Source organism: Spiroplasma chrysopicola DF-1 (assembly GCF_000400935.1).
GTDB lineage: Bacteria > Bacillota_I > Bacilli_A > Mycoplasmatales > Mycoplasmataceae > Spiroplasma > Spiroplasma chrysopicola.
In genome coordinates this window covers 339,519-366,282 of record NC_021280.1, presented here as the reverse complement: position 1 = coordinate 366,282, position 26,764 = coordinate 339,519, and the positions used below count along the sequence as shown (strand labels likewise).

Below are 26,764 nucleotides of genomic sequence, written 5' to 3'. Positions count from 1 at the left end.
CTAATTCATAAATTTTATTAGCAATATTAGTATAAGCAACAAGTAAAATAGTCCCATTTTCCAATTAAAATAGTAGCGACTTTATTTTTGTATTAATAAGCCCATTATCAACTTTATTAACATCATTTCAATTTGTTGGATTTAATTGCTATATTTGATTGTTTAGTCCAACTACTTATATACTGGTTAATTTTTCCCTGAAAAAAACTTTAAACTATCTCACTATTTTTTATGATATGCTATGATTAAATAAAATTAAGAAACAAATGGTGAAAAAGATGAATGTTATTAAAGTTACTCCCCGCGGTTATTGTCTAGGAGTTGTCAAGTCAATTAAATGAGCAAAAGATGCTGCTAAACAATATCATGATAAAGAAATTTTTATGCTCGGCTATTTAGTCCATAATCAACATGTTGTTAAAGAAATTATTGATCTAGGAATTATTCCAATTAATGATTATAAACAAAACCGGTTGGATTTATTAAAAAACTTACCCAATAATAGTGTTGTTATCCTATCAGCCCATGGTAGTGATGAACGGATTAAAACTTTAGCAGCGCAAAAAAATATTATTATAGTAGATACCGAATGTGAATGAGTTACAGCTACAAAAGATTTAATTCGAGAATTTTTAGCTAAAAAAGACTATGAAATTATTTTTATTGGAAAAACTCATCATCCTGAAACAAATGCCATTTTATCAATTAGCCCCCTAATTCATTTAGTAACAACCGTTACTGAAATTGAACCTATTATTCCTCAACTTGATCACACGAAGAAAATCCTCATCACTAACCAAACAACCTTATCAAAAATTGATATTGAAGATATTGTTCTTAATATTAAAAACCAGCTACCAGAACGGATTATTGAATTTAAAAATGATTTATGTAATGCTACTCTTGAACGGCAAAATGCTGTTTTAGCGTTAGATTCAGACCAAATTGATTTACTACTTGTTGTTGGTGATAAACGTAGTAATAATACTTTAAAGTTAGTGGAAATGGGGGAAAGAAAAAATATTCTCTCTTACCGGATTAATGATAAAAATGATATTAAAGATGAATGATTAAAAAATATTAACACTGTTGCCGTAACAGCTGGAGCTTCAACTCCAAGTAATATTCAATTAGAAGTAATTAAATATTTAGAAGAACAATAAAAAAACATTATTATCGATAGTTAATAATGTTTTTTATTTCGTAGGCATCAACAGTTAATGCCGGAAATTTTTCTGCTAAATACTGAGTAAAAATTTTTGTGTAGTAATTTTCCATATAATGATTAAAACAAATAACATTTAAGTTTTTTTCATTAGCTATTACTCACTCATTTCATTTAACTTCCCCCGTAATAAATAAATCAATTTCAGAAGGTAAGATATTAAGATAACTACCCCCAGCCCCAGTACAAATTGCAACTGTTTTAATTTTCTGATTAAAATCACTAAGGTTATGTTGTATAACATTAATTTCAAAAAGCTTTTTTAATGTCTCACTAATTAGGTTTGCGGTTGTTTTAACTGTTGCAACTTTTAAGATATGATTGTCTTTTGTAAAGTTTCGAATATTTTCTCCCTTCAAGATTGATAAAATTAATTCATTCATTTTACCATCAAAATTAGTATGAGTTGCATATACTGTAATATTATTTTCATCTAATAGCTTAAAAATTTTATTTTTATATGCAACCTTTTGTTCTTTTTTTAATTTTTGAAAAACAAAAGGATGATGAGTAATTATTAAATTAACCTTTTTTTTAATTGCCTCGTTAATAACTTCTGTTGTTAAATCAAGGGCAACCAAGACTTTATCAACTTCAATTGTTTTTTTACCATATTGTCGTCCACAATGATCTCATTTTTCGGCTCATCGTAATGGGAAATCAGCTTCAATTATTTTAAAAATTTCTTTCGCCTGCATTTTAAATCATCTTATTAATTAATTTTAATTTCTTTTTTAATTCTTTATAACGCTGACTTTTTTCTGGTAATCTCCCTAATAAGGTTTGATAATAATCACTTTTTAATAATCACTTTTCATTGAATAAGGCGTTTTTCTCTTTGCGCAATAAAACACCAAAAAAAATATCTTTCTGTGATTTCACTTTATGACCAGCAACTTTATTAACAACAATAATTTCATAAATATAATTATTTTCTTTAATTAATAGTTCTTTTTCAATAAAATATTTTTGTTCTTTGACCCATTGGCGCAATAAATATGGGTCATCATTTGGACAAAAAATATAACGTCCAATTGTTGTTTGATCTTCTTGTAAAATATCAAAAATAGTACTACTTCCCATTCCGGCAATAATACATGAATCAATTTTAATCCCTTTAACGCCATTTAAGCCATCAGCTAAAACAGGTGTAATAACTTCTTCAACGTCATATTTTTTAATATTATCAATCGCTTGTTGGAGTGGTTTTGGGGCGATATCACAAGCATATGCTTTCGTGATTAAATTACCTTTCGCTAAATAAATTGGCACTAAACCATGGTCTGTCCCAATATCACAAATAATATCTTTATCATTAACTTGCTTTGCGATTAATAATAAACGCTCTGATAATTTAGTCATTGTGCTCCCCACCTTATCCTTTAAAGAAATCTTTTAATACTTTTGCTTTTGATGTTGCTTGGTTTGGTTTAAATTTACGAATTGTTTTAGCTTCAATTTGCCGAATTCGTTCTCTTGTAACTTTAAATTCCCTTCCGACTTCTTCCAAAGTTTTTGGTGAATCATATTTTGATAAGTGCTTATCTATTAATTTATTTTTGCGACTTTGAACTTTTTCAATTGGTGTGTCATAATGAATATCAAGGGTTTTGATTGTCTGAACTAACTCAGGGAAAGTTTCATCTTCACATTCTTTTGCTAACCGTAAAACTGTTCGTAATTTTGTTGGTAAAATCCCAAAACGCATACGAATTACTTTTTCTTCCCGTGCTGATAAAATTTCGTGGAAAACTTCGTCAATTACTTCGCGTAATGATTCTTTTTCCGCATATTCATCAGGGGTAAAAATATCTTTGTCATCAACAAAATCTCCAAAATGAGTATCATCTTCATCCCCAATTGGTTTTTCTAATGATACTGGTTCAATTGATAATCTTTTAATTTCGCGGACTTTTTCACCCGTCATTCCTTGCCCCATTCTTTCGGCAATTTCATCAAAAGTTGGTTCACGACCTAATTCTTGGGTTAACTGACGTTCAATTCTTGTTAATTTATTAATTGTCTCAACCATATGAACAGGAATTCTAATTGTTCGGGCTTGATCAGCAATTGCTCGCGTAATTGCCTGACGAATCCATCACGTTGCATAGGTTGAAAACTTAAACCCACGCTTATAATCAAATTTATCAACTGCTTTCATTAGACCAATATTTCCTTCTTCAATTAAATCAGAAAAATCTAATCCCCGATTTAAATGTTTTCTCGCCACAGAAACAACTAACTTTAAGTTTGAAGTAATTAATTTATCACGGCCATATTTTCGTTCTTCTTCATCTTTTGATTCAAGCATTTTAGCATATTTAATTTCTTCTTCACGCGTTAAAATTTTACTTGTTCCTAAAACATTAAAATAAGCTTTAATAATATCTTGAATTTTAGTTTCGTTTGAAATTCCCCCAACTTTATATTTAATTTTTTCTTCAGCCGCTTTTTTTACTGGTTTTTCTGGTTCTTCTTCAACTTCATCAATACCTGTCACATCACTAAAATCAACCCCGTTACTTAATAACTCCTCAAAATATTCATCAACATCGTTATCATCAATTTCAAAATGATCATTAATTAAACTTAATAATTTTTCTTGTTCAATTTCATTATTATTTTCTTCCAGATATTTACTAACATATTCCTTGAACTCGTCAAATGTTTGCATATCCTTAACTTCTTTTTTTGTTAATTCCATTTTATCTACCCCTTCTTAAATTTTAAGCGCTGATTCATCATATCAACCTCATTGGAAATCACTTGTTTTTCTTCAAGTGTAGTTGCTTCTGTCATTTTTTTCCGTAATATTTCAATTTCTTTTTCATTTGCATAATCATTAATTAGAATTGCATAGTCTTCTAATTCTTTTTTATTATATTTAGTTTTCAGTGTTGATTTATTAAGAATTGTCATTAAAATTGCATTTAGCTGCCCGTCATTAATCTCATCACACAACATATTAATATTAACACTTTCTGCTGATAAATGTCTATGATAATAATCAATTATATCATTTGCAATTAAACGATAGTTATTATTATTTAATGCCCCAATTTTCAACTGATAAAAATTCATTGCTTGACGGGAAAATAATAATTGGAGAATCATTTTTTCTTCCGCTAATGTATAACGTTTTAAGTTCTTAATCCGATAAGGTTTTCAAGTCAAGATAATTTCATTTATAGCAGATGGGTTAATTGGTTCAACGGTTGAAGGCTCATCGGGAATAAAATAATTCGAAGCCCCAGTTGGTTCGGGAGCTTTTGTCACCAACCCTGGTGGTTTAACTGGTCCCTTTGTACTAACTGGTTTCAAATTACCCTTTAAATGCTCAATTTTTGTTGCAATTGCTGTTGGGGATAGTTTTGTTACTTTTGCTAAATTATTAATTGATAGTTCCTTTTCAATTGGATCGGGAATTACTTTAACTAAGTTTCCAACAATTGTTAAAAATTCCGCAAGTTCGTTCGCATCTTCCAAATTATATTTATCCATAAAATAATTAATAGCAAAATTAACTGGATAATTTGCCCCCACAATAATCTTTTTAATAAATTCTTCTTCCCCAGCTTTAACCAATTCATCAGGATCTTTACCAGTTTCATTATAAACAACTTTCACTTTAAAATTATTAACCAATAATTTCGCAGCAGCCTTTAAACTAGCTTTAACCCCCGGTAAATCTCCATCTAAAAAAATAATACACTCTGGCGTTACTTTTTTGATTGTTGTAATATGATAATCACTTAAATTAGTCCCCATTAATGCAACAGTATTTTTAATCCCCATCCGGTTTAAACTAATAATATCCATATATCCTTCAAGCAAAATTAAATTACCACTTTTTTTAATAAATGGTTTTGCCCGATAAAAGTTATACATTACTTGTTCTTTTTTAAAAACTTTTGTTTCTAAGGTATTTAAATATTTTGGCAAATTAGTTTTTTCTTGAACTAAACGGCCAGAAAAACCAATAATATTATTTTCATCATCATGGATTGGGAACATTACACGATCATTAAAATAATCATAGATTTGTCCTTTCCCATTAATATTTACTAACCCAGCCTGTTCAATTTCATTAATGGTAAAACCTTTTTTCAGTAAAAAATTATATAGACTTTGACTGTTACTATCCGCATAACCTAAGTCAAAAGCCAAAATATCCTCATTGCTAATATCTCGCTCTTCTAAATATTGCTTAGCAGGTAAACCCTTTTTAGTTTGTAAATTATTCATAAAAAAGGTTTTTGTCAATTCATTAATGGCAAAAATCTTTTTATCTTCCTCACTATAACGAGAAACTTCTTGATAATTTTGAAGTTCGGTTAATGAAACATTCGCTTTTTCCGCGACGATTTTTAAAGCTTCAATAAAAGAAATATTTTTATATTCTTGGAGAAAAGTAAAAACATTCCCCCCGGCCGAACAAGCAAAGCACCGATAAATTTGTTTCTCCGGTGAAATACTCATTGATGGATGGGAATCTTGGTGGAATGGACAAACCGCCCAAAAATTTCGTCCACGCTTTTCTAACTGTAAATACTCCGATAAAATTTCGACAATATTTACTTTTGAACGAATTGATTCAATTTTTTCATTACTAATTAAGGCCATTACGTTCTCACCTCTTTTTGGTTATTTTAAATGTTGTTTTAAATAAGCTGGCAATTCACTAATTGCAATGCGGATCTGTTTCATTGTATCACGATCGCGAACTGTAACTGCATTGTCAGTTAAACTATCAAAATCATAGGTAATACAATATGGGGTTCCAATTGCATCTTGGCGACGATAACGTTTACCAATATTACCTGTTTCATCATACGTACAATCAAAATCAGTTAATAATGTTTCATACAAGTGATATGCTTGTTCATTCAATTGTTTACTTAACGGAATAATGGCAATTTGATATGGAGATAATAATGGTGATAATTTTAAAACTACACGACTATCATTTTCCCCAATTTTTTCAACTTCATAGCTATCAGCTAATAATGCTAACAATAAACGCCCAACCCCAACCGAAGGTTCAATAACATGGGGAATAATTTTTTCGTTAGTTTCTGGATTTAGATAACTTAAATTCTGATGACTATAGTCATTATGACTTTTTAAATCAAAATCCCCACGATCAGCAATTCCTCATAATTCCCCTTGTCCAAACGAAAATTTGTATTCAATATCAATTGTTCGTTTTGCATAATGAGCCAATTCTTTTTGATCATGTTCACGTAAAACATAATTTTCAGATTTTAAACCTAATTTTGTTAAAAAAATTGTAACTTGCTGAACTCAGTAAGTAAATCAGTCAGTTTGATCAGCGGGATCATAGAAAAATTCTAATTCCATTTGTTCAAATTCGCGTGTACGAAAAATAAAGTTTCCAGGGGTAATTTCATTCCGAAAAGACTTTCCAATTTGGCCAACACCAAATGGCAATTTCTTTCGTAATGAACGTTGAATATTTTTAAAATTAACAAAAATCCCTTGCGCTGTTTCTGGTCGTAAATAAACAACTGATTTTTCATCTTGTAAGACCCCTTGGTTTGTTTGAAACATTAATTGAAATTGGCGAATATCAGTAAAATCATGGGCTCCACAGTGTGGACATGCAAGTTGTTCTGTATTAATAAAATCAGTTAATTGTTTATTATCTCAACCCCCACAATTAATGTCAGGATATTTTTCCTCAATTAACTTATCAGCACGCATTCTAGCTTGACATTTTTTACAATCTAATAATGGATCAGAAAAATTCCCAAGATGCCCTGATGCTTTTCAGACATTATTATTCATTAAAATCGCGCTATCCAAACCAACATTATATTTTGATTTTGTGACAAAAAACTGTCATCATAGATTTTTCAATTTGCGAACAATTTCAATTCCTAAAGGACCAAAATCCCAGGCATTAGCTAAACCACCATAAATCTCACTTCCTGGAAAAACAAACCCTTGCGTTTTAAGATGATTAACAACTTCTTCTAACGAATATTTCATTTAAAAATAACTCCATTCTATTCCTTCTGATTTATTATACTATGTTATGGGCTGTTATTTAAAATAAATTGATTTCTCAGCTATTTCTTTAATACTATATGAAAAAATACCAACAACATTTAAATAATACTCACATAGCATCCTAAATAATAGCATTAATTCTTGATTTGTCACAAATGTTTTACTAGCCAAAGTTGCGATTGTAAATTGTTCGTCTTGCCATAAAATAATTTCTTTTATTAATCCAATTGAAAAAAGATAGTCTTTTTCAGTTATACAACCTCTACAAATCAAACCTTGATCAATAAAAGAAATTGTTTTAATTCCTTCTTTTTTGTAACAGCGTTGACATTTGCCAAAATCTCAACGTAAACCATACCATTTAAGCATTTTAAATAAGTAGAAAATTACAATAATTAAATTATCACTATTGTTTAGCAAACAGTCTAAACTAGTTGTAATTAAATTATAAAGTTCATCATCAGCAGTTCGCTCTTCAATTGCTTGGTCAAGTACTTCAACCATTAATGTTGCAACTAAATAATCCTCATAATCTTTTGCTAATAAATTACGGTCTTTAATTAAAACACCTGTTTTTAATTTACTGACTTTATTTTTGTGATAAGACAAAAAAAGTTCAAATTCACTAGTTGCAAATAGCTGTAATGAAAACTGGTTTTTTGAGATTGCTTTACGAACCCCGGGAGCATAAAAACTTAGTTTTCCTTCTTCGCGCGAAAAAATCGTAATAATTTGGTCATAATCGTTATAATTAATTTTACTAATAATAAGTCCCTGTAAATTATTAGCCATTGTTAGTAACTCTCTTTGTTATATCCTAAACGGGCAATCATTGATGGTTTATCGCGTCATTTATTAACTACTTTAACAAATAATTCTAAATATATTTTTGTATTTAAAATTTGTTCTAACTCTTCACGAGCCTGAGTTCCAATCTTTTTAATTAATTGCCCTCCCTTACCAATAATAATCTTTTTCTGTGAATCCCGTTCAACACAAATTGAGGCAATAATTTTTAATAAGTTTGGCTTTTCTTCTAATTTATCAATTAAAATAGCGACACTATGGGGTACTTCTTCTTCGGTTAAAAAAAGAATCTTCTCACGAATAATTTCACGAATTAAAAATAATTCTGGTTGATCACTAATCATTTCATCAGGATAATATTTTGGTCCGACTTCTAAATGACTTTTTAAAATAGTTAATAAGCGGTCAGTATTATTATTTTTTAAAGCTGAAATTGGAATAATTTCACTAAACTGATAAAGTCCTTTTCAAGCAGCAATTTTTTCTAATAACTGGTCATTTGTTACTAAGTCAATTTTGGTAATTACCAAAATTACCGGAACATTACGCTCTTTTAAGGCATTTAAAATAAAATGATCATTTTGACCAATATATTCATTGGCGGGAACTAAAAACAAAATTACTTCGGCGGCTTTTGTTGATGATAATGCCACTTTGTTCATAAATTTCCCCATCGCATGATGGGCACTATGAATCCCAGGGGTATCCATAAAAACAATTTGGGCTTCCTTATCATTATAAATTCCTTGAATACGATTACGGGTTGTTTGAGCTTTCGGCGAAACAATCGCAACTTTTTGAGCCAATAGACTATTTAACAGTGTTGATTTACCAACATTTGGTCGCCCAACAATTGCCACAAATCCTGATTTAGTTTCCATAATTATGTCTCCTTTTCTGATTATTATTACTACTCTAATTATAAAGCAAAGTACGAAAGATTAGTCCTTTCTTTAAAAGTTAAACGAAATTTGGTCATCTAATGATAAATGATTTAAGGTTCCTAAATCCTCAAAAGATTGCATATGAGCCTTGGTAATATTTGTTCGTTTTTGTAAATCCGAAATTGAAATAAAAGGTTTTTCTAAACGCGCTCTGATAATGCTTTCCCCGACCGCTTCACCTAAACCATCAATTGCTGAAAATGGAGGTAAAATCATTTTATTATTATTCTCATCTTTTACAATTTTAAAATTTTTATTATCACTATCTTCTAAACTAATATTTAACATTTTAATACCCCGCCCATACATTTCCAAGGCTACTTCATAGACCGGAATTAAATCCTTTTCTTTTTGCGATGGTTTATTTTGAAAATTAAAATCTTTGATATCCATTCGTTGTTGAATATCCTGAACAACCTGTTTAATTGTTTCTGGTCCTTTTAAAATGGTTTTAATATCAAAAACATCAGTTCGCGTTGAAAAATATGTCGCATAGTATTCCGTTGGATAGTTGATTTTAAATCAGGCTACCCGTCAAGCCATTAAAACATAAGCTGTTGCATGGGCTTTTGGAAACATGTATTTAATTTTATTACATGAATCAATATATCATTGTTCAACATTATGTTCTAACATTAACGCTTGATATTCTGGTAGTAACCCCTTTCCTTTTCGGACATCTTCCATAATTTTAAAAGCTGTTTTTGCTGGTAACCCTTTATAAATTAAATTAACCATAATGTCATCACGACAACCAATTACTTCCGAAATTTTAACTCCTTGGTTTCGAATTAACTCTTGGGCATTGCCTAATCAAACATCTGTTCCATGTGATAACCCCGAAATTTGAACTAAGTCAGCAAATGATTGTGGTTTTGTATCTAATAACATTTTTCGAACAAAAGTTGTCCCAAATTCAGGGATTCCAATTGCCCCTGTTTTTTCACCATTTAAATCATCAGGGGTTATTTTTAAACTATCTAAATTACAAAACAGACTCAAAACGGTTAAATCATTTGTTGGAATTGTTTTTGGATCAACACCAGTTAAATCTTGCAACATTCTTAACGCGGTTGGATCAACATGACCTAAAATATCCAATTTTAAAACATTATCATGAATCGCATGAAAATCAAAATGGGTAGTTAATCACGTTGAAGTAACATCATCAGCGGGAAAATTAACCGGGGTAAATTCTTCAACAATAAAATCATTTGGAATTACAACAATCCCACCCGGATGTTGACCAGTTGTTCGTTTAACACCTTCGCACCCTTTGGCAATTCGCTCAATTTCCGCTTTGCGTTTTAAATGTAAAGCATTTTTTAATTCAAAATAACTTTTAACATAACCATAAGCTGATTTTTCAGCCACAGTTGAAATCGTTCCGGCACGATAAACACTTTTTTCACCAAACATTTCTTTGGTAAAATCATGGGCAATTGGTTGGTATTCCCCCGAAAAATTTAAATCTATATCTGGAACTTTATCAGCTTCAAATCCTAGGAAAGTTTCAAACGGAATATCATGACCTTCCCCAAATAATTGCTGCTGACATTTTGGACAAGGTTTATTTGGTAAATCATAACCACACCGAACACTACCATCAGTAATAAATTCACTATAACAACATTCTTTACACAAATAATGGGGTTGAAGTGGATTAACTTCGGTAATATTACTCATTGTTGCAACAAAACTACTTCCCACACTTCCCCGTGATCCAACTAAATAACCATCTTGGAGTGATTTATCAACTAATTTATGCGCAATTCAATAAATAACAGCAAAACCATGTTTAATAATTGCTGATAATTCGCGTTCTAACCGTTCAGCAACAATTGGAGGCAATTGTTCCCCATAAATTTGATGAGCATTTTTATAACATAATGTTCGTAATAACTCATCACTACCTTCAATTTTTGGAGTATATAGTTTATCTTTAATAACCTGAACTTTTTCAACTTGCTCAGCAATTAAATTTGAATTAGTAACAACTAATTCATACGCCAATTTTTCATCTTGTAAAAATTGAAATTCATTTAGCATTTCATCAGTTGTTCGGAAAAATTGTTCTGGATAATCTTTTACGCGTTGTTTATAATCATATAACGGATGGGCTTTTCCCCCAATCCCCTTGGCGTGAATATACACTTCACGGAAAATTTTATCTTCGGGATTTAAATAGTGAGCATCCCCAGTTGCCACGACAATCTTATTCAATTCTTTCGCAATGCTAATAATGTCTTTAACAATTATTTCTAATCGTTCTTGGGTTAGATCACCCATTTGAAGTAAATGTTTATAAACACTCAAAGGTTGAACTTCAATATAATCATAAAAAGCGATTGTTGCTCGCAATTCTTCTTTTGATTTGTTACGGGCTAACTCAAAAATTTCCCCGTTAACACATGCTGAGCCAATTAATAAATTAGCTCGTACTGGGATAAGGCAGTCTTTTAATAATTTTGGTGAGCCATAAAAATATTTCGTATGCGCCTCAGTTACTAAGGTAAACAAGTCTTTTAAACCTTGTTGATTTTTGGCTAAAATCGTAACATGTTTTGGTCGCAATTTATTATAAATTAAAGGTTGATGAATCTGATCAATTTCATCATCAAAGGTAATATTATAATCAGATGTTAATTTTCGAAGTTGGTATTCATAAATTTCTGATAAAACATTAGCATCATAATCCCCCCGGTGGGCAACTTCCTCATTATAAATAACATTATAACAACGAGCAATTGTTCCCAAGCGATAATTTTTTAAATTTGGTTCTAATATCCGAGCTAATTGTAAAGTATCAATTACGGTATTATCAATTATTGGACGGTTGACTTTTTGTAATCATGATTGAATAAATCCCATATCAAATTCGGCATTATGAGCAATTAAGATTGCATCTTTAAAATAAGCTAAAAGATCATCAATGCTATCAATAAAACTAGGTTTATCAACTAAAAGATCATTTGTAATTCCAGTTAATTCTGTTGTAAAAGAAGAAACAGGTGTTGTTGGCTTAAATAAATGATTAACAACTTTTTTTTCACCAGTATTACTATCATAAATGACAGCACCAAATTCAATAATTTCATCATACTCACTACTTAAACCGGTTGTTTCCAAGTCAAAAATAACATATTTTGCCGTTTTTAAATTATGGTGATGAGGATTTTTAACATATCAAACTTTGTTTTCTAAAATATCAGCTTCAACGCCATAAATTACCTTTAAATTGGGATATTTTAAACTTGTATTATAAACTTCAGGAAAGGCTTGAACATTAATATGGTCAGTAATAGCAACCGCACAATGCTCTCAAGTGTTTAGTGTTTTAAATAAACTAGGGATTTCAATTAACCCATCCATTATACTCATTTTAGTATGTAAATGTAATTCAACTCTTTTTTTCAGAGCCGTATCTTGACGTTCTTCATTTTTTTCCTCTAATTTAGTAATTTTTTTTGCAAAAAACATTTGTTCATTAGCATAAGTATCATAGCGGATATCGCCAAAAACACTAATTCAATCGCCATTTTTTAACTCTTCAATCGCCATATCTGGTTGTTCATTACGGGAAAAGAACTTGACCCCAATTGAATCAGTTTTATCAGTAATTTGAATTGTATAAATATATTTTTTTGCGGCAGTTTGTACTCGTGCTTTATTAAAAACTTGACCATGAATTGTGATATTCGGAGTATCTTGGTCAATTTCAACAATCTTTTTATAGGTTGGTGAAAGTGGATTAGTTTTTGTATATCCCCCTACCTTTGGTTTGACCAATGCTGGAGGTATATTATCTTGTTGTTTTTCATCATACGCTAACGCTGAGGATTGATATTTTCGTAATTCCTGTTCATTAAGCTCTAAAATATTATTAACTGTTTCAATTTGATTAATAACTAAAGTTAAATCTGCAAAACCATAGCGACGAAGTTGTTTTTGATAATAAATACTATGTTCTGTTACTAATTTTTTTTCACTATCTGAGTAAACCGCAATTATTAATTCTTGTCCAACTAAAGTAAAACGATCATTTGATAATTTTCCAAAAAAACTTTGCTTAACTTCTGATTTATTAACCCGAATATACTCAAGATAATGAAAAATATCTGCTAATTGATAATTTCTTTTAAGAACTTCAAAACCAACTTTGGTTGGCATTTGGGGATTATTAAGTAACGTTGTTTCTAAAGTTAGCAATAAATCAACGGGTAAAAAATCATTGATGACAATGACTACTTTAAAGACTTTATCAGTCGTACTATATTCACTTTTAATAATTTTAGCACCAATAAAATATTGCTCATCAAACTTTAAATTATTGGCTAAAAATAATCGTTCTAATTGTTGATCCATCTTGCTAGTCCTCCTGGTATTTTAAAAAAAGATATCTTTAATCGTAATTCCAATAAATAATAAAATAAATAAAACAGCACCAGTAATATTAATAATTAGTTTGGTCTTATTTGGTAAATGTCAATTTGGATTAATTTCCTCATATTTTATTTTTGCTTGGGCTAATTTTACTTCATCTTTACGATAATATCACATTTTATAACGCCCATTAATTTTTTTCCCACTAATAATAGTTCCTTCAACTGCTGTTTCCAAAAATTTATAACCATCTAATGGTGGAATTGGAATTAAGTTTAAAACAAATAAATTAGCTGATAACATTGCCACATATAAGAAGAATGGCACCGCTCCATTGTCTAAGATTGATGACATTGTTTTAGCAATCCCAACAGGGCCAGATAGTTGCCCTCATTGACCGGTAAATAATAATCCAAACGATTTTAAAATCGAAACAGACTGGGTAAAAGTTTCTTTTCAACCATAACTGTACCCTTGTCATGTTGAGGTAAAAATCCGGTTTGGGGCAGCAATCCCAACAGTATATACTCCTTTGGTTTGATCAAACGCAACAGCTGAAGTAATTGTTGGTTCTAATAAAGGTCCACTAAATTGTTGATGAGCATTAACCGTTCGAATCCGAAAAACAATTGCATCATTATGCTCTGGATTTTTATCATATTGTTTTTTTAAAACATCAATAAAATTATAGACTGTTGTTGTATAATCGGGAATTTGATTATTTTTGCTTAAGTGACTAACCGTTACCCCTGGAGAATCAACACAATTATCATTGCCTTGCGCAAGGCAATTGTTATAGTCTAGCGCTGCTTGTTCAATCTGCGTTTTATCGGTTCCTAATCAATAATCCAAAATAACAATTTCTTGATTAACTTCTGTTATGTTTGGTGTTCCTTGAAAAGCTTGATAAGCTACGCCTTGTGGTGAATAAGTTGCTCCTCAGTATGTCATATCATTTGGTTTATGACCTAACGAGGCAAATAAAATTGTAAAAATAAAAACAGCAATAAAAAAATTCATTATTGCTCCCGCAACAATAAAAAGCATTTTTTTTCAGCGCTTAATATTCTCCATTTTTCGATGTTCAGGAATAACTTCATCTTCACGCCCCTTTGGTGGGTCTGCTAATTCACTTGCGATATATACATATCCTCCAAAAGGAATTAACCGAAGAGAATACTTTGTTTCCTTCTTTCCTCAGCTAAATAATTTTGGCCCAAAGCCAATCGCAAATTCATAAACATAGGCCCCAGCTAATTTTGCAATAATAAAATGGGCAAATTCGTGAATTGTAACTAAAATTAATAAAATAATAATTCCAATTACAAATCCTAAAATTATCATTCCAACTGACATTTTTTAACTCCTTTGCTAATTACTTCCCGGGGCCTTATTTTTAAAATAGGCTTCTATCATTGTTCTAATCTTATCATTTAATTCTTTAATTTGTTCATAATTAGTAAGTTTTTTCCTTGGAGTTTGCGCCATAAAATACTCAACATAATTAACAATTTGATAAAAACGTAATTCTTTTTTAATAAATAATTCGCGTAACGTTTCATTGGCACTAACCATTGCAACCGCTTTTGAATTATTTTCAGTTAAGCATTCTTGCGCTAATTGTAACGCTTTTCATCTTTGCTGATCGGCTTTTTGAAAAGACAGGGTTAGTAAATTATCAAAATTAAGTGGTTCGAATAGCGCATTACTTTGCCGAACTGGATAAAAAAGAAAATAACTCAGTATTTGGAGCATTGAAGGAACAGACATTTGTCCAATAATTGTATTGTCATTATACTGGACAGCCGAATGCAAGATTGATTCAGGATGAATAACAGTAACAATTTGATCAGTTTTAAATAAATGATAAGCTTCCACTACTTCAAAAGCTTTATTGATCATTGTTGAAGAATCAATCGTAATTTTTGTCCCCATTTTTCAATTTGGATGTTGAAAAGCTTGTTGGTCATCAATTTGTTCTAATTGTTCTAATGATAAATTGGCAAACATTCCTCCAGATGCTGTTAAAATAATTTGTTTAATTGAATTATTTTGATCAAGACACTGGAAAATGGCACAATGTTCGGAGTCAATTGGATATAATTTTCCATTATTGACGGCTAATAAATTATTAATCTGATGGCCCGCCATCACTAAAGATTCCTTATTTGCCAATAATAAAACGCGGTTTTTTGTTGCCAAAGCCGCTAAAGTTGGAAATAATCCGGCAAAACCACTAATCGCATTAATCACATAGGCATTAGGAAAATGGTCAAAAAGTTTGCGATAACCCTCTTGCCCTGTTAAAAAAGTAATTTCAGGAAACTGCGTTGCTAAAGTTCTAACTTCTTCTTCCCGTTGAATAATGACAAATTCAATACTTGAAAATTCAATAAGAATTTTTTTTAACGCCTCAAGGTTTTGACCAACACCAACCGCCATTAACTTAAAAGACCCTGGATTTTCTCGTAGTAATCTTAAAGTTTGTTCACCAATATTACCACTAGCTCCTAATAAAATTAATTCTTGCATTTGTTAAGCCATAACAATTGATGAAATAATAAACATTACAAAGAAGACCAATGAAAATGAGTCAAGACGATCAAGAACCCCACCATGGCCAGGTAATAAATTACTAAAGTCTTTAATCCCATAACGGCGTTTAATTCATGAAAATGATAAATCCCCAATTTGTGAAACGATTGATAAAATAATTCCTAATAAGACATAAATTACATAACGCATTGTATTTTGGGCATCATCATTTGAAAAAAAGTTAAAAACTCAATTCTGTTCGGGAGCAAATTGAAACATTAAAATAGCATAGGCAATTGCTGCTCCAGCTCCAGCAATTGTCCCTGTTACTGAGCCTTCTCATGTTTTATTTGGTGAAATACTTGGTGCTAATTTATGTTTTCCATAACTAATTCCCCCAACAAAGGCAAAAGTATCTGTCAAAATAATAATCAATGCTAATCAAACAACACTACTTCATCCATAATTTGGATTTAGCATGAATTTGGTCATTCCTTTAAGAGCAAAAGTTAAATATAATGAAAAAGCAAAAACAATAAACATTTTTGCAAAAGAAATTTCTTTTGCCGCAAAAATTAAACATAAGTAGATTAACACAACAAATAGATAAACTAATAAAATTACTCAACTATGTAATCATTCTCAGCTAATTAAAGTATAAAAAGAAAAGTTAAGTTGTGATAAACTATTACCCACACTTTCAACTGGAAATAAAAATAAGAAAATAATTAAAATATAGGTAATAATTTGAACATAAATTGGTCATTTTGTACCTCCAACTAACTTTAAAATTTCAAAATTAGCAAGCCCCAAAATAACAATGTTAGCACCAATAAAGACATAGTCAGCAATGGCAATATTTGGTAAATCTGCTCATTGGGTTGCCACTGCACCAGTGAAAAGATAGAAAAATAATAAAACAATTAAAACAACAAAAGTTAAATAACGTTGTTGATATTTTTTTTGAAATATCCCTTTTTCGTTGTACTTTGTCTTAGCAACTTTTCCAACATTTTCCGTATTTGGTGATGTTGAATTTTGTACATTTACGTTTGCATTACTCATTATCTGTGATTCCCCCAAATCTTCTATTTCTATTATTATAATCCATAATTGCCGCTAGTAAACATTTTTCATCAAATTCTGGTCAATATTTATCTGAGAAATATAATTCAGCATATCTACTCTGAAATAATAAGAAATTACTTAACCGTTTTTCTCCCCCTGGTCGAATCAATAAATCAACAAGCGGTAAATCCTTTGTGTATAAATGGTTCGCTAAAATTGTTTCATCAACGACTGGAATTTTTTCAGCAATAATATTATTAATGGCAGATAACATTTCTTCGACTGCCCCATAATCAAAGGCAAATGTTAAAATCATTCCTTTATTATCTTTTGTTTTTGCTAAACTATCTTGCAAAATTTCAAGCGTTTTAGCTGGCATTTTTGTTGTTCGGCCAATATGATTAATTCGAATTTGTTCATTATTAAAATCATTAATTTGTTTATTTTGTAGTAAGCGCTGAGGCATGTTCATTAAATAATTAACTTCACCAACTGAACGATTTCAATTTTCCGTTGAAAAACAATAAATTGTTAAATATTTAATTCCCATTTTGCTAGCTGCCAAGGCAATTGTTTTAATTTGCTTAGCCCCTTGTTCATGGCCATCAGTGCGTGGTAACCCTTGGGCTGTCGCTCATCGGCCATTACCATCTAAAATAATTGCAACATGTTGTGGTCCTTTTACACTCATCATTTTTTCTCCTCCTAAAAGATGAAAAATGGAAGATTATACTTCCATTAGTTCTTTTTCTTTTGAAACGGCTTTTTCATCAATTAACTTAATATATTTATCAGTTAATTTTTGAATTTCCCCTTCATAATATTTTTTATCATCTTCTGTTCCAGCCCCATCTTTTTTAATGGCATCATTAGCATCACGACGTTCATTACGAATCGCCACTTTAAAACCTTCAACTTCTTTTCACATCTCTTTTACTAACATTTTACGACGTTCTTCAGTTAAAGCCGGAATATTTAATCGAATTAAATCTCCTTCCGCCATTGGTGATATTCCTAAATCAGATTTATTAATTGCCCCAACAATAGTTGCAATAATTGAACGATCATAGGGTTTAATTACCAATTGGCGCGCTTCAGGCACAATAATATTTGCCATTTGCGTAATTGGAGTCATTGTGCCATAATAATCAACAGCAATATGTGATAACATATTTGGATTAGCACGTCCAGTACGAATTTTAACTAGTTCATTTTCTAAGGCAGTAATTACCTTATCCATTTTAATTTTTGTTTGCTCAATAATTTTATCAGCCATTATTTTTCTCCTCCTGTTACGATTGTTGCGCGAGCTTCCCCATGGGCAGCTTTATAAATATTATTTGCATCATTAATATCAAAGACAACAATATCAACATTATCTTCCATTGCTAAACTTGATGCAGTTAAGTCCATTACTTTTAAGTTTTTTTGTTGTAAGTCCCTTAAACTAATCTGTTCAAAACGAACAGCATCTTTATTTTGTTTTGGATCTTTATCATAGATTCCATCAACACCATTTTTAGCCATTAATAGGACATCAGCTTCAAGTTCAATTGCCCGAATTGTAGCGGCTGTATCAGTTGTAAATTTTGGTTGACCTGTTCCCCCTGCTAAAATAACAATTGCTCCTTTTTCTAATCATGCTTTTGCTTTTTTAAATAAATATGGTGATGCCACTTCGGGAACTTGCACTTTTGAAGTAACAACAACATGCACACTTCCTTCATTCTTTAAAACTGCTTCTAAGGCTAAAGCATTCATTACTGTTGCTAACATCCCCATATAATCGGCGCTAATTGGATTCATGTTAATCGTATCCGCTTGATTACCTCGTCAGATATTTCCTCCACCAACAACAATCGCAATTTGTAATCCTTCTTCTTGCAATTTAACAATTTGTTTGGCAATATCATGAATTTTTTGTGAATCATAAATATTATCTTCTGTTCCTAGGGCTTCCCCGGAAATTTTTAATAAAACGCGCTTATATTTCAATCCCATTATTTAATATCCTCTTTTCAATTTTCTCAATTATCATATCTTATTATAAATTGTTTACGACAATAATTAAAGTAAAAAAATAAAATATTTAAAAAAAGAACATTTAATTATAATATCCTAATGAATCCGATATCTTAAATGTTCTTATTATTGTTTAATTAAAGCCTAAGCCACCCATTCCTGGGATATTTGGCATACGCCCTGATTTAATTTGACGAGCAATTTCATCAACTTGTTTTTTTGTTTTTTCAAATTGATTAATTAATTCATTATATTCTTTTTCACTACGACCAGAACCTTTAATAATCCGGTTTTTGCGTGATAAATGTTTTAATAGCCGTGGTTCACGACGCTCCTTGATTGTCATTGATGATAATAAGACCTCGGTTACTTTTAACTTACGTTCAGCATCAGCAATTTTTTCATCACTAACTTTTGGCATTCCAGGAATTAACTTCATTAATCCCCCCATTTTTCCCATTTTTGAAATTTGGCGCATCTGATTTAACAAGTCTTGTAAATCAAATTGTCCCATCATCATTCGGTTCATGGTTTTTTTCATGTCCCGTTCATCAATCACATCTTTTGCTTTTTCAAATAAGGTTTGGACATCTCCCATCCCCAAAATTCTGTCCGCCATTCGGTCGGGATAAAAAATTTGTAAGTTACTCATTCCTTCTCCGGTCCCAATAAAGCTAATTGGTAATTTTGTTAAATGCGTAATTGATAAAGCTGCTCCCCCACGAGCATCTCCATCTAACTTTGTTACTACTACTCCTGTTAATTTTAATAAGTCATTAAACTCACTAGCAACATTAATAATATCTTGCCCAGTCATTCCATCAACAACAATTAAAATTTCACTTGGTGAAACATTATTTTTAATCTCTTTTAGTTCTTGCATTAAATTTTCATCAATATGTAAACGACCAGCAGTATCTAATAATACAACATCATGTTTATGTTCTTTCGCATATTCAACAGCTTGTTGAGCTGTTAAAACTGGATTTTGTGTTCCCCGTTCAAAAACTTCAACTCCTAAATTTTGCCCAATTGTTTTTAACTGATCAATTGCGGCAGGGCGATAAATATCACAAGCTACTAATAACGGTTTTTTATGATATTTTTTTTCAATTAATTTAGCAATTTTCCCAGTTGTGGTTGTTTTCCCACTCCCTTGTAATCCAACCATCATAATAACAGCTGGTTTTGCCAAAAGATTTAATTCATAAGCTGTTTTACCAAAAATGTTAATTAATTCTTCATGAACAATTTTAATCATCATTTGTGAAGCATTCAAACCGTCATTAATGTATTCTCCTTTTGCTTTTGCTTCAACTGCTTTAATAAAATCTTTAACTACAGCATTATTTACATCGGCTTCTAGTAAAGCCAACCGAATTTCACGCAACGTTTCTTGCACTGTTTCATCAGTTAAAGTTGATTTTTTTAAATTCTTTTCAATTGACTTTTTCAAGCGATTAGCTAAAAAATCTCCAATCATCGTTATTTTCCTCCTTCGTTATTTTTTAATCTTTGTTAATTATACCCAAAAATTAAAAAATAACATCTAATCAAGATGAAAATTAAAGGAATTATCGCAAAAAAAAAAAAAAAACTTATAATTTAATAATTAATAAGTTATAGTTTGTTTGATATTATGTTGTTACAAATTAATAACTATCTGTTTAGTTACTAATATTTGGTTGGGGTGAATTGATGATTGGTCCTTCTTCAACTTTAATACTTTCATCTGTAATTAGTAATAAAATTCCGGCAACTATACCAAACATAAAACCAAAAAGAATACAACAAACACCTAACCCAACTGATCCTTTTGGATTATTAAGTTGTTTTTTTGTTAATACTGTTAATGGAATCATTCATGCTAATGGCAAAATAAAAACAGATGTTAAAACTGTTCCGGCAATCATTAACCCGTAAGATACTTGGCGCACTAAATTTACCTCCTTCTATTCTTGTGTAAAATAACGATATAATTTTATTGTTTTAACAATAGCCTTATATATTTTTATTATAACAAAAAAATCAAGCCTAAAAACCTGATTTTTCTTTTTTAAATAATTGTTTCGGTAATTCGTAATTCTCGGATAATCGTGATGACAATATCACCAGGAACTGATTTATTGGCCTTAATTTTTTCCCGAATATCATAGGCTAATTTGTGGGTTTCTTCATCTGTTTTTTGAACTGGATTAACGATAACACGAATTTGACGACCAGCTTGAACAACATAAGCATGATCAACACCAGGAATACTTTCACAAATTGTTTCTAATTCTTTCATTCTAGTAATATAATTTTCTAATGTATTATTGCGACTTCCTGGTCGAGCGGCTGAAATTGTATCAGCGGCTGAAACTAACACTGAATATGGGTTTGTTGGAGGAATTTCACCATGATGAGAATGAATTGCATTAATAATAATATCACTCTCATTACATTTTGTTGCTAATTTAACTCCTAATGTTACATGACTACCTTCATTTTCAAAATCAATTGCTTTACCAATATCATGCAGTAAACCGGCACGAATAGCAATACTTGGTTCTAATCCTAATTCACTAGCCATAATCCCGGCTAATTTTGCCACTTCAATTGAATGTAGTAAAACATTTTGCCCATAACTTGTTCGGAATTTTAACATTCCTAAATGTTGAATTATGCTAAGATCAATGTTAGTAATTCCTAATTCTTCAACCGTTTGACGACCAACATCTAAAATTAATACATCAAAATCATTTTGTTCGCTTTTAACAACTTCTTCAATCCGGTTTGGTTGAATTCGACCATCAAGGACTAATTTTTCTAGTGCCCGGCGGGCAATTTCACGACGGATTGGATTGAATGACGATAATTGGACTTGATTTGGCGTGTCATCAATTATTAAATCAACCCCCGTTGCTAATTCAAATGTTTTAATATTACGGCCATCTTTCCCAATAATGCGTCCTTTCATATTATCATCTTCTAATTCTAAAACAGCTGTTGTTTTTTCAATAACAGTATCAGTTGCATAACGTTCAATTGCTATTGTAATAATATCAATTGCTTTATTTTTTGCTGTTAGTTTAGCGACTGTTTCAGCATTTTTTAAAAAGGCTCCAATTTCTAATTGATATTTATCGCCAATTTCTTTAAATAAAATTTCTTTAGCCTCATCCCGAGAATAGCCCGACACTTTTTCTAATAATGTAATACTTTCTTCAACTAATTCTTTATAATATTTTGTTGTTGTTTCTAATTCATTTTGTTTGCGGAAAAAACCTTGTTCTTTTTTATTTAGCCCTTCCTCACGTTCATGAAATAATTGTTCACGTTCTGCTGAGAATCTTTCACGTTCTAAAAACTCAATTCGTTTCCGATCAGTTTCATCTTTAGCTTCTTGGCGAATTAAGGCTGCTTCAACTTTTCCTTCAGCCTTTGCAACATTAATTATTTTTTTTGCCGTCTGCTCAGCTTCTAATACTTTTTGTTTTATTTTTTGTTTTAAACGAAAACGTAGATATTTTTCAATAATATATCCTAGCACTAAGCCACTTAAACCGGCTGTGATAACTATTATTATTCATTGGTATGCTGCCATTGTTGTGACTTTCCTCTCTCCATGTTTGACGAACAGAAGTAATTAAATATGTTGCCAAAACTTAATTTTTAATCCTTTTTCTTTACTAATACTATACTATTTTTTGACCGAAAATACTAGGGATAATCGCATCTTGATGATAATTTTCTAAAATTTTGCAAAAAAAACTTATAATAACACTATTGTCATTATAAGGTTTAATTACACGATGATGGTTTATTTATGAGGACTAAATGGTTCAATTACTAATAACGTATTTGGCTCTTCACGTTTTAATACTTTTTTATCAAGGTCATAATAGTCACCATTTGACATTGCAATTCAATCCAATAAGTCTTTAATTTCTCCTAATTCTTCCGAAAAATCAATAATAAATCAATCATAGAATTTTGTTGTTGTTAAATCATTACGAGTTGATGCTTCTTTTGCTAATTTATTCGTTAATTCAGCAAAATAAGTTCTTTTTTCTTTGTATGCTTCAACAATTTCTTTGAGGTTATTATATTTTTTGTATTCAGGAAGCGTAAGGCTATCTAATTGAAAATGAACATCTGATTGCATCATGAAATTCATAATTCGACGTTGATGTAATACCTCATCTTGACCCTGCACTTGGAAATAATGGCTAAAACCAGGGAATCCTAGGTGATCTGCGTTGCTACTTAAGTTATAACAAAATAATTGCATTTTTGCATGTTCAGTTAAAAATGCTTGTAAATCTTTTACACTATCTGTTGCTACCATTTTTTACACCTCTTTCCTATACTATTATTTTACTAGAAAATAAAAAAAGGTAAACCCAGTTCGGAATATCTTTTTTCAATTAAGCTAGATTTTGAAGGTTATTTTTTTCTCAATGTAATAGCATTCAGTTTCTTTAACCTTAAATTTAGAAATTTCAAGGTTGTTATTAGCAATAGTTAACTCATCAAAGTTTAACAATTGTTCTAACGGAATCGTTAAAACATTTGTTTTGGCTGAATTTAACTGCGGATAAATTTTACGTCAATACGTTTCAATTTTCCCCTTAACCGTTTGATCTGTTAAAATTGTTCTCATCGCCTTAATAATTTCTGCTTTTGAAACTTTATTATTTTTTTGCTGGTTAACAACAATTTTTTTTCGATTAAAAATTGGGGTTAAATCTAACTTATGGTCAATTACAACAACAATTTCATCAGTGAAGTAGTTTTCACGGTTATTAATTGCTTTAATTTTAAAACTAAAATTAACTACCTCTACTTTAGGAACATCATTTGCTAGGAAATTTTCAAAAATAAAGTATTTATCAAATTGTTGGGATGAATAGCCTAAATATTGCATTACATATTTTTTGATTGCTAACGGTAAAGTATCATAATAATTTTCTTCACCCAAAATAAGGTTTTGTTCTAAATATCTTTTGAAATGTCAATTATTAAGCGTTTGATAATTAACATATTCTTTTTCATATAAAAAGCCGTTTTTACGATAGTGATACGGGGCAACAAGCTGGGCAAATAAAATAATTAGTAAGCCCGCAAAAGCAATTAATAGTAAGACAGTGTAATCAGCAACACGATTATTTTTAATAAATAACTCCGACTCATTTTCGCGTTGGGTTTCTAAAATAAAACGAATAATATTTCAGCCCAGAAAATAAAATCCGGTTTGGACCCCTGAACGAGTAATAGTATAACCTTCGGGATTATTTAATTTTGTTAATTGTTGTGAACCATTTGCTCATCAATGAGTAAACTTATTTTTAACTTTACATTTACCAGTTTTAACATTAACTGGTTCAATTGTTTCCAATTGTGCTTGGTTAGGATGATTTTTAAAATAAGCCTTATTTCAAGCTTGTGATCAAGTCATTTTTGTTAGATCATCTTTGCGATGGAAAAAGTGTTGCATCGAATATTTTAAATCAAATGGATATTGTTTTGGATCTTTTTTTCATGGTTTTTTTGAACATCATTGCCCAAAGTTTGGAACAATAAAAGTAATAACTACTCATAAAATGAAATTAAAAAATGATTCATATAAAAAGATTGGTTGACGATAAACAATTTCTTGTTGTCCTAAGGCATTTATAACTGTTTCAGGGTGCATTCCATCTCAAGCTCAAGCATTATCGCGAATAAAGGCTGGCAATCAGGATAAGGCATCATAGGTTGTGACGTTTCCTAATAATTCATGGTTAAAAAAGTTTCCTCAACGACCAATAATTTGTCCTAGTAAAATGTTAGGAATAATACAATCAGCATAAACTCATAATGAAACATGCGATGAACGACCAACAACACCAAAAATTGTTAGTCCCACAATTGCGCCAAATAAAACTCCCCCATGAATACTCATCCCGGCTTCTCAGAAGGCGAATAATGAGAAAAATGGAATTGCCCCTCGCGATGATATTCACGGATCATCAACAAAAGTGTTAACTTTTCCAAAAAAACTAGCACCAAATAGTGAAGCGGGAATAATTAAGAAAACTGACCAAATTAATGGTTCAATTGGAATGTGACGACGTTTCAAACGGAAGTAGCTGACCAAAATGGCTGCGATCATCCCTAATGTCATAAAGAGTGCATACATATGAACTCAACCATAATTGGCCAAAATATTATGCGGGGTATTCTCAGGAGTAATTGTGCTAGGATCTAGAGGTGATGATAAGAAATTAAATAACATTGCTAGTTTCCTCTCCTTTACTTTTATCAAGATATGTTAATTATATACATAGAATTAAGATATCCCCAAAAAAAATGAAAAATTATTCTAACCCTAAAAGGTTAGCAAAAATTTTTCAACATTCTTCACGGCCAATTTTATCTTTACTTGATGTTTTAATGAAATCATCAGTTGGATTAAAGCCTAAGGTCTCTTTAATTAATTTTTCATTTTTATTAATATCATTACGTTTTAATTTATCTAATTTTGTCCCAATAATTACTGTTTTAATATGATGGTATTTTAAAAACTCATACATTGCTAAATCATCGCCAGTTGGGAGATGGCGTAAATCAATAAGTAAACAAACAAATTTTAGATTATTACGTTCTGTTAAATAACGTTCCATTAACTCTCCAAAAGCATCTTTTTGATCATTGCTAACACGAGCAAAGCCATAACCAGGAGCATCAACAAGACGAAATGTATTATTATTTATACTAAAAAAATTAAGCATTTTAGTTTTTCCTGGTTGTTGAGAAACTTTCGCAAGTTGTTTATTATTAGTTAACATATTTAAAAAACTTGATTTACCAACATTACTACGACCTAAAACACAAATTTCCATTAAATCATCATTTATTCAGCCAGCTTTATTTACTGCGGAAGTTAAATATTGCGCATTTTTAAATTTAAACATTGCTACCTCCTTTTTGCTTATTAATTTCATACATAATTATGGCACTAGCCTGACTAACATTTAATGACTCAAGTTGAGGATTAATGTTAATTTTTAAATTTAATTGACTCATTGTTAATAATTCTGAACTTAAACCATTGCCCTCATTACCAAACATTAACGCAATTTTTTGCTTGGTTATAAAAGAATATTGATCTAAGTAAACTGCTCTTTGATTTAATCCTGTTGAAATAAGATAATAAGCTTGCGTAGTTGCTAATTCTTGCAAAACGCTAAGATAATTTGTTTTAATGACTTTTAGATTTAATTTTAAAAAAGCTCCTTGTGAAGCCCGTAAAACTTTCTCATTAAAAATACTGACACTATCACCAAGAATTAGAATATTATTAAAATTAAAACCAAGAGCTGTCCGTAGTAAGGCTCCCATGTTACCAGGATCTTGAACATTTTCTAAAATTAGCATATCCGTATTAAAATCAAGATAATTATAATTTTTTAATTTATTTAAATCCAAAACGGCAAAAATATTTTGACTATTAACACTTCCTTTTAATTTGTTAGCAACATGCTCACTAACAATTGTTAATGGAATCGTTGGTGCTGTTGTTATAAAATAATCTTGCTGTTCTTTTGTAGTAATAATTTCTACTACCGCCAAGGTATTTAAAGCTTCCTTAATAATATTCCAACCTTCAACTAAAAACTTAGCATCTTCAATAATTTTAGCGCCATTTTTTAATTTAATTAAGGTTTTAATATGGTTGTTATCAGTTGAATTAATTTCTCTAATCATTTTGATGCTCCTAAGT

Annotated in this window: 22 protein-coding genes; 1 reads left to right on the top strand and 21 read right to left on the bottom strand. The window is 30.5% G+C overall.

The features are described from left to right. Positions 1-278: 278 nt before the first annotated feature. Complete coding sequence (gene ispH, locus SCHRY_RS01685) at positions 279-1,163, top strand: 4-hydroxy-3-methylbut-2-enyl diphosphate reductase (protein WP_016338744.1); 885 nt, start codon at positions 279-281, stop codon at positions 1,161-1,163. A gap of 10 nt (positions 1,164-1,173) precedes the next feature. Here ispH and SCHRY_RS01680 read toward each other — a convergent pair whose 3' ends face one another. The 21 genes from SCHRY_RS01680 to SCHRY_RS01580 form a co-directional block, all read right to left on the bottom strand. Then, a complete protein-coding gene (locus SCHRY_RS01680; RefSeq protein ID WP_016338743.1) occupies positions 1,174-1,923 on the bottom strand; it encodes a Nif3-like dinuclear metal center hexameric protein in 750 nt (249 codons plus the stop codon). A gap of 1 nt (position 1,924) precedes the next feature. After that, complete coding sequence (locus SCHRY_RS01675; RefSeq protein ID WP_016338742.1) at positions 1,925-2,587, bottom strand: tRNA (adenine(22)-N(1))-methyltransferase; 663 nt, start codon at positions 2,585-2,587, stop codon at positions 1,925-1,927. A gap of 13 nt (positions 2,588-2,600) precedes the next feature. Beyond that, positions 2,601-3,929 (bottom strand): sigma-70 family RNA polymerase sigma factor, encoded by a 1,329-nt coding sequence (locus tag SCHRY_RS01670; RefSeq protein WP_016338741.1) that lies wholly within the window; start codon positions 3,927-3,929, stop codon positions 2,601-2,603. Between the two features lie 5 nt (positions 3,930-3,934). After that, positions 3,935-5,848: a DNA primase gene (gene dnaG / locus SCHRY_RS01665; protein ID WP_016338740.1), complete on the bottom strand. Its 1,914-nt coding sequence runs from the start codon at positions 5,846-5,848 to the stop codon at positions 3,935-3,937. 21 nt (positions 5,849-5,869) lie between these two features. After that, positions 5,870-7,237, bottom strand: a complete 1,368-nt coding sequence (locus SCHRY_RS01660; protein ID WP_016338739.1) for a glycine--tRNA ligase — start codon at positions 7,235-7,237, stop codon at positions 5,870-5,872. 54 nt (positions 7,238-7,291) lie between these two features. Further along, complete coding sequence (recO, locus tag SCHRY_RS01655; RefSeq protein ID WP_016338738.1) at positions 7,292-8,050, bottom strand: DNA repair protein RecO; 759 nt, start codon at positions 8,048-8,050, stop codon at positions 7,292-7,294. 2 nt (positions 8,051-8,052) lie between these two features. Continuing rightward, positions 8,053-8,946, bottom strand: a complete 894-nt coding sequence (gene era / locus SCHRY_RS01650; RefSeq protein ID WP_016338737.1) for a GTPase Era — start codon at positions 8,944-8,946, stop codon at positions 8,053-8,055. Between the two features lie 72 nt (positions 8,947-9,018). Continuing rightward, positions 9,019-13,374, bottom strand: coding sequence for a PolC-type DNA polymerase III (locus SCHRY_RS01645; RefSeq protein ID WP_016338736.1), 4,356 nt, complete (start codon positions 13,372-13,374; stop codon positions 9,019-9,021). A 21-nt stretch (positions 13,375-13,395) separates the two neighbouring features. Then, positions 13,396-14,748 carry a site-2 protease family protein gene (locus tag SCHRY_RS01640; protein WP_016338735.1) on the bottom strand — a complete coding sequence of 451 codons (1,353 nt, stop codon included), beginning with the start codon at positions 14,746-14,748 and terminating at the stop codon, positions 13,396-13,398. 15 nt (positions 14,749-14,763) lie between these two features. Next, a complete protein-coding gene (dxr, locus tag SCHRY_RS01635; protein WP_016338734.1) occupies positions 14,764-15,924 on the bottom strand; it encodes a 1-deoxy-D-xylulose-5-phosphate reductoisomerase in 1,161 nt (386 codons plus the stop codon). Positions 15,925-15,927: 3 nt separating this feature from the next. Then, the gene (locus tag SCHRY_RS01630) at positions 15,928-16,992 is read right to left on the bottom strand and encodes a phosphatidate cytidylyltransferase (protein WP_016338733.1); all 1,065 of its coding nucleotides are present in this window, start codon (positions 16,990-16,992) and stop codon (positions 15,928-15,930) included. Beyond that, complete coding sequence (gene uppS / locus SCHRY_RS01625) at positions 16,985-17,689, bottom strand: polyprenyl diphosphate synthase (RefSeq protein WP_236607997.1); 705 nt, start codon at positions 17,687-17,689, stop codon at positions 16,985-16,987. The genes SCHRY_RS01630 and uppS overlap by 8 nt, the downstream gene beginning before the upstream one ends. A 33-nt stretch (positions 17,690-17,722) precedes the next feature. Further along, positions 17,723-18,271, bottom strand: coding sequence for a ribosome recycling factor (frr, locus tag SCHRY_RS01620; RefSeq protein WP_016338731.1), 549 nt, complete (start codon positions 18,269-18,271; stop codon positions 17,723-17,725). Next, the gene (pyrH, locus tag SCHRY_RS01615) at positions 18,271-18,996 is read right to left on the bottom strand and encodes a UMP kinase (RefSeq protein ID WP_016338730.1); all 726 of its coding nucleotides are present in this window, start codon (positions 18,994-18,996) and stop codon (positions 18,271-18,273) included. Before pyrH ends, frr begins: the two co-directional genes overlap by 1 nt. A 154-nt stretch (positions 18,997-19,150) precedes the next feature. After that, complete coding sequence (ffh, locus tag SCHRY_RS01610) at positions 19,151-20,500, bottom strand: signal recognition particle protein (RefSeq protein ID WP_016338729.1); 1,350 nt, start codon at positions 20,498-20,500, stop codon at positions 19,151-19,153. Between the two features lie 184 nt (positions 20,501-20,684). Continuing rightward, on the bottom strand, positions 20,685-20,954 hold the full coding sequence (locus SCHRY_RS01605) for a hypothetical protein (protein WP_016338728.1): 270 nt from the start codon (positions 20,952-20,954) through the stop codon (positions 20,685-20,687). Positions 20,955-21,073: 119 nt separating this feature from the next. Next, entirely contained in the window at positions 21,074-22,603 is a 1,530-nt protein-coding gene (gene rny, locus SCHRY_RS01600; RefSeq protein ID WP_016338727.1) for a ribonuclease Y, read from the bottom strand. Positions 22,604-22,819: 216 nt separating this feature from the next. Next, complete coding sequence (locus SCHRY_RS01595) at positions 22,820-23,347, bottom strand: ferritin (protein WP_016338726.1); 528 nt, start codon at positions 23,345-23,347, stop codon at positions 22,820-22,822. An 84-nt stretch (positions 23,348-23,431) separates the two neighbouring features. Next, positions 23,432-25,276 carry a prolipoprotein diacylglyceryl transferase gene (locus SCHRY_RS05215; RefSeq protein ID WP_016338725.1) on the bottom strand — a complete coding sequence of 615 codons (1,845 nt, stop codon included), beginning with the start codon at positions 25,274-25,276 and terminating at the stop codon, positions 23,432-23,434. A gap of 82 nt (positions 25,277-25,358) precedes the next feature. Beyond that, complete coding sequence (gene yihA / locus SCHRY_RS01585; RefSeq protein WP_016338724.1) at positions 25,359-25,955, bottom strand: ribosome biogenesis GTP-binding protein YihA/YsxC; 597 nt, start codon at positions 25,953-25,955, stop codon at positions 25,359-25,361. After that, the gene (locus SCHRY_RS01580; RefSeq protein ID WP_016338723.1) at positions 25,948-26,748 is read right to left on the bottom strand and encodes a TrmH family RNA methyltransferase; all 801 of its coding nucleotides are present in this window, start codon (positions 26,746-26,748) and stop codon (positions 25,948-25,950) included. Before SCHRY_RS01580 ends, yihA begins: the two co-directional genes overlap by 8 nt. Between the last annotated feature and the right edge of the window lie 16 nt (positions 26,749-26,764).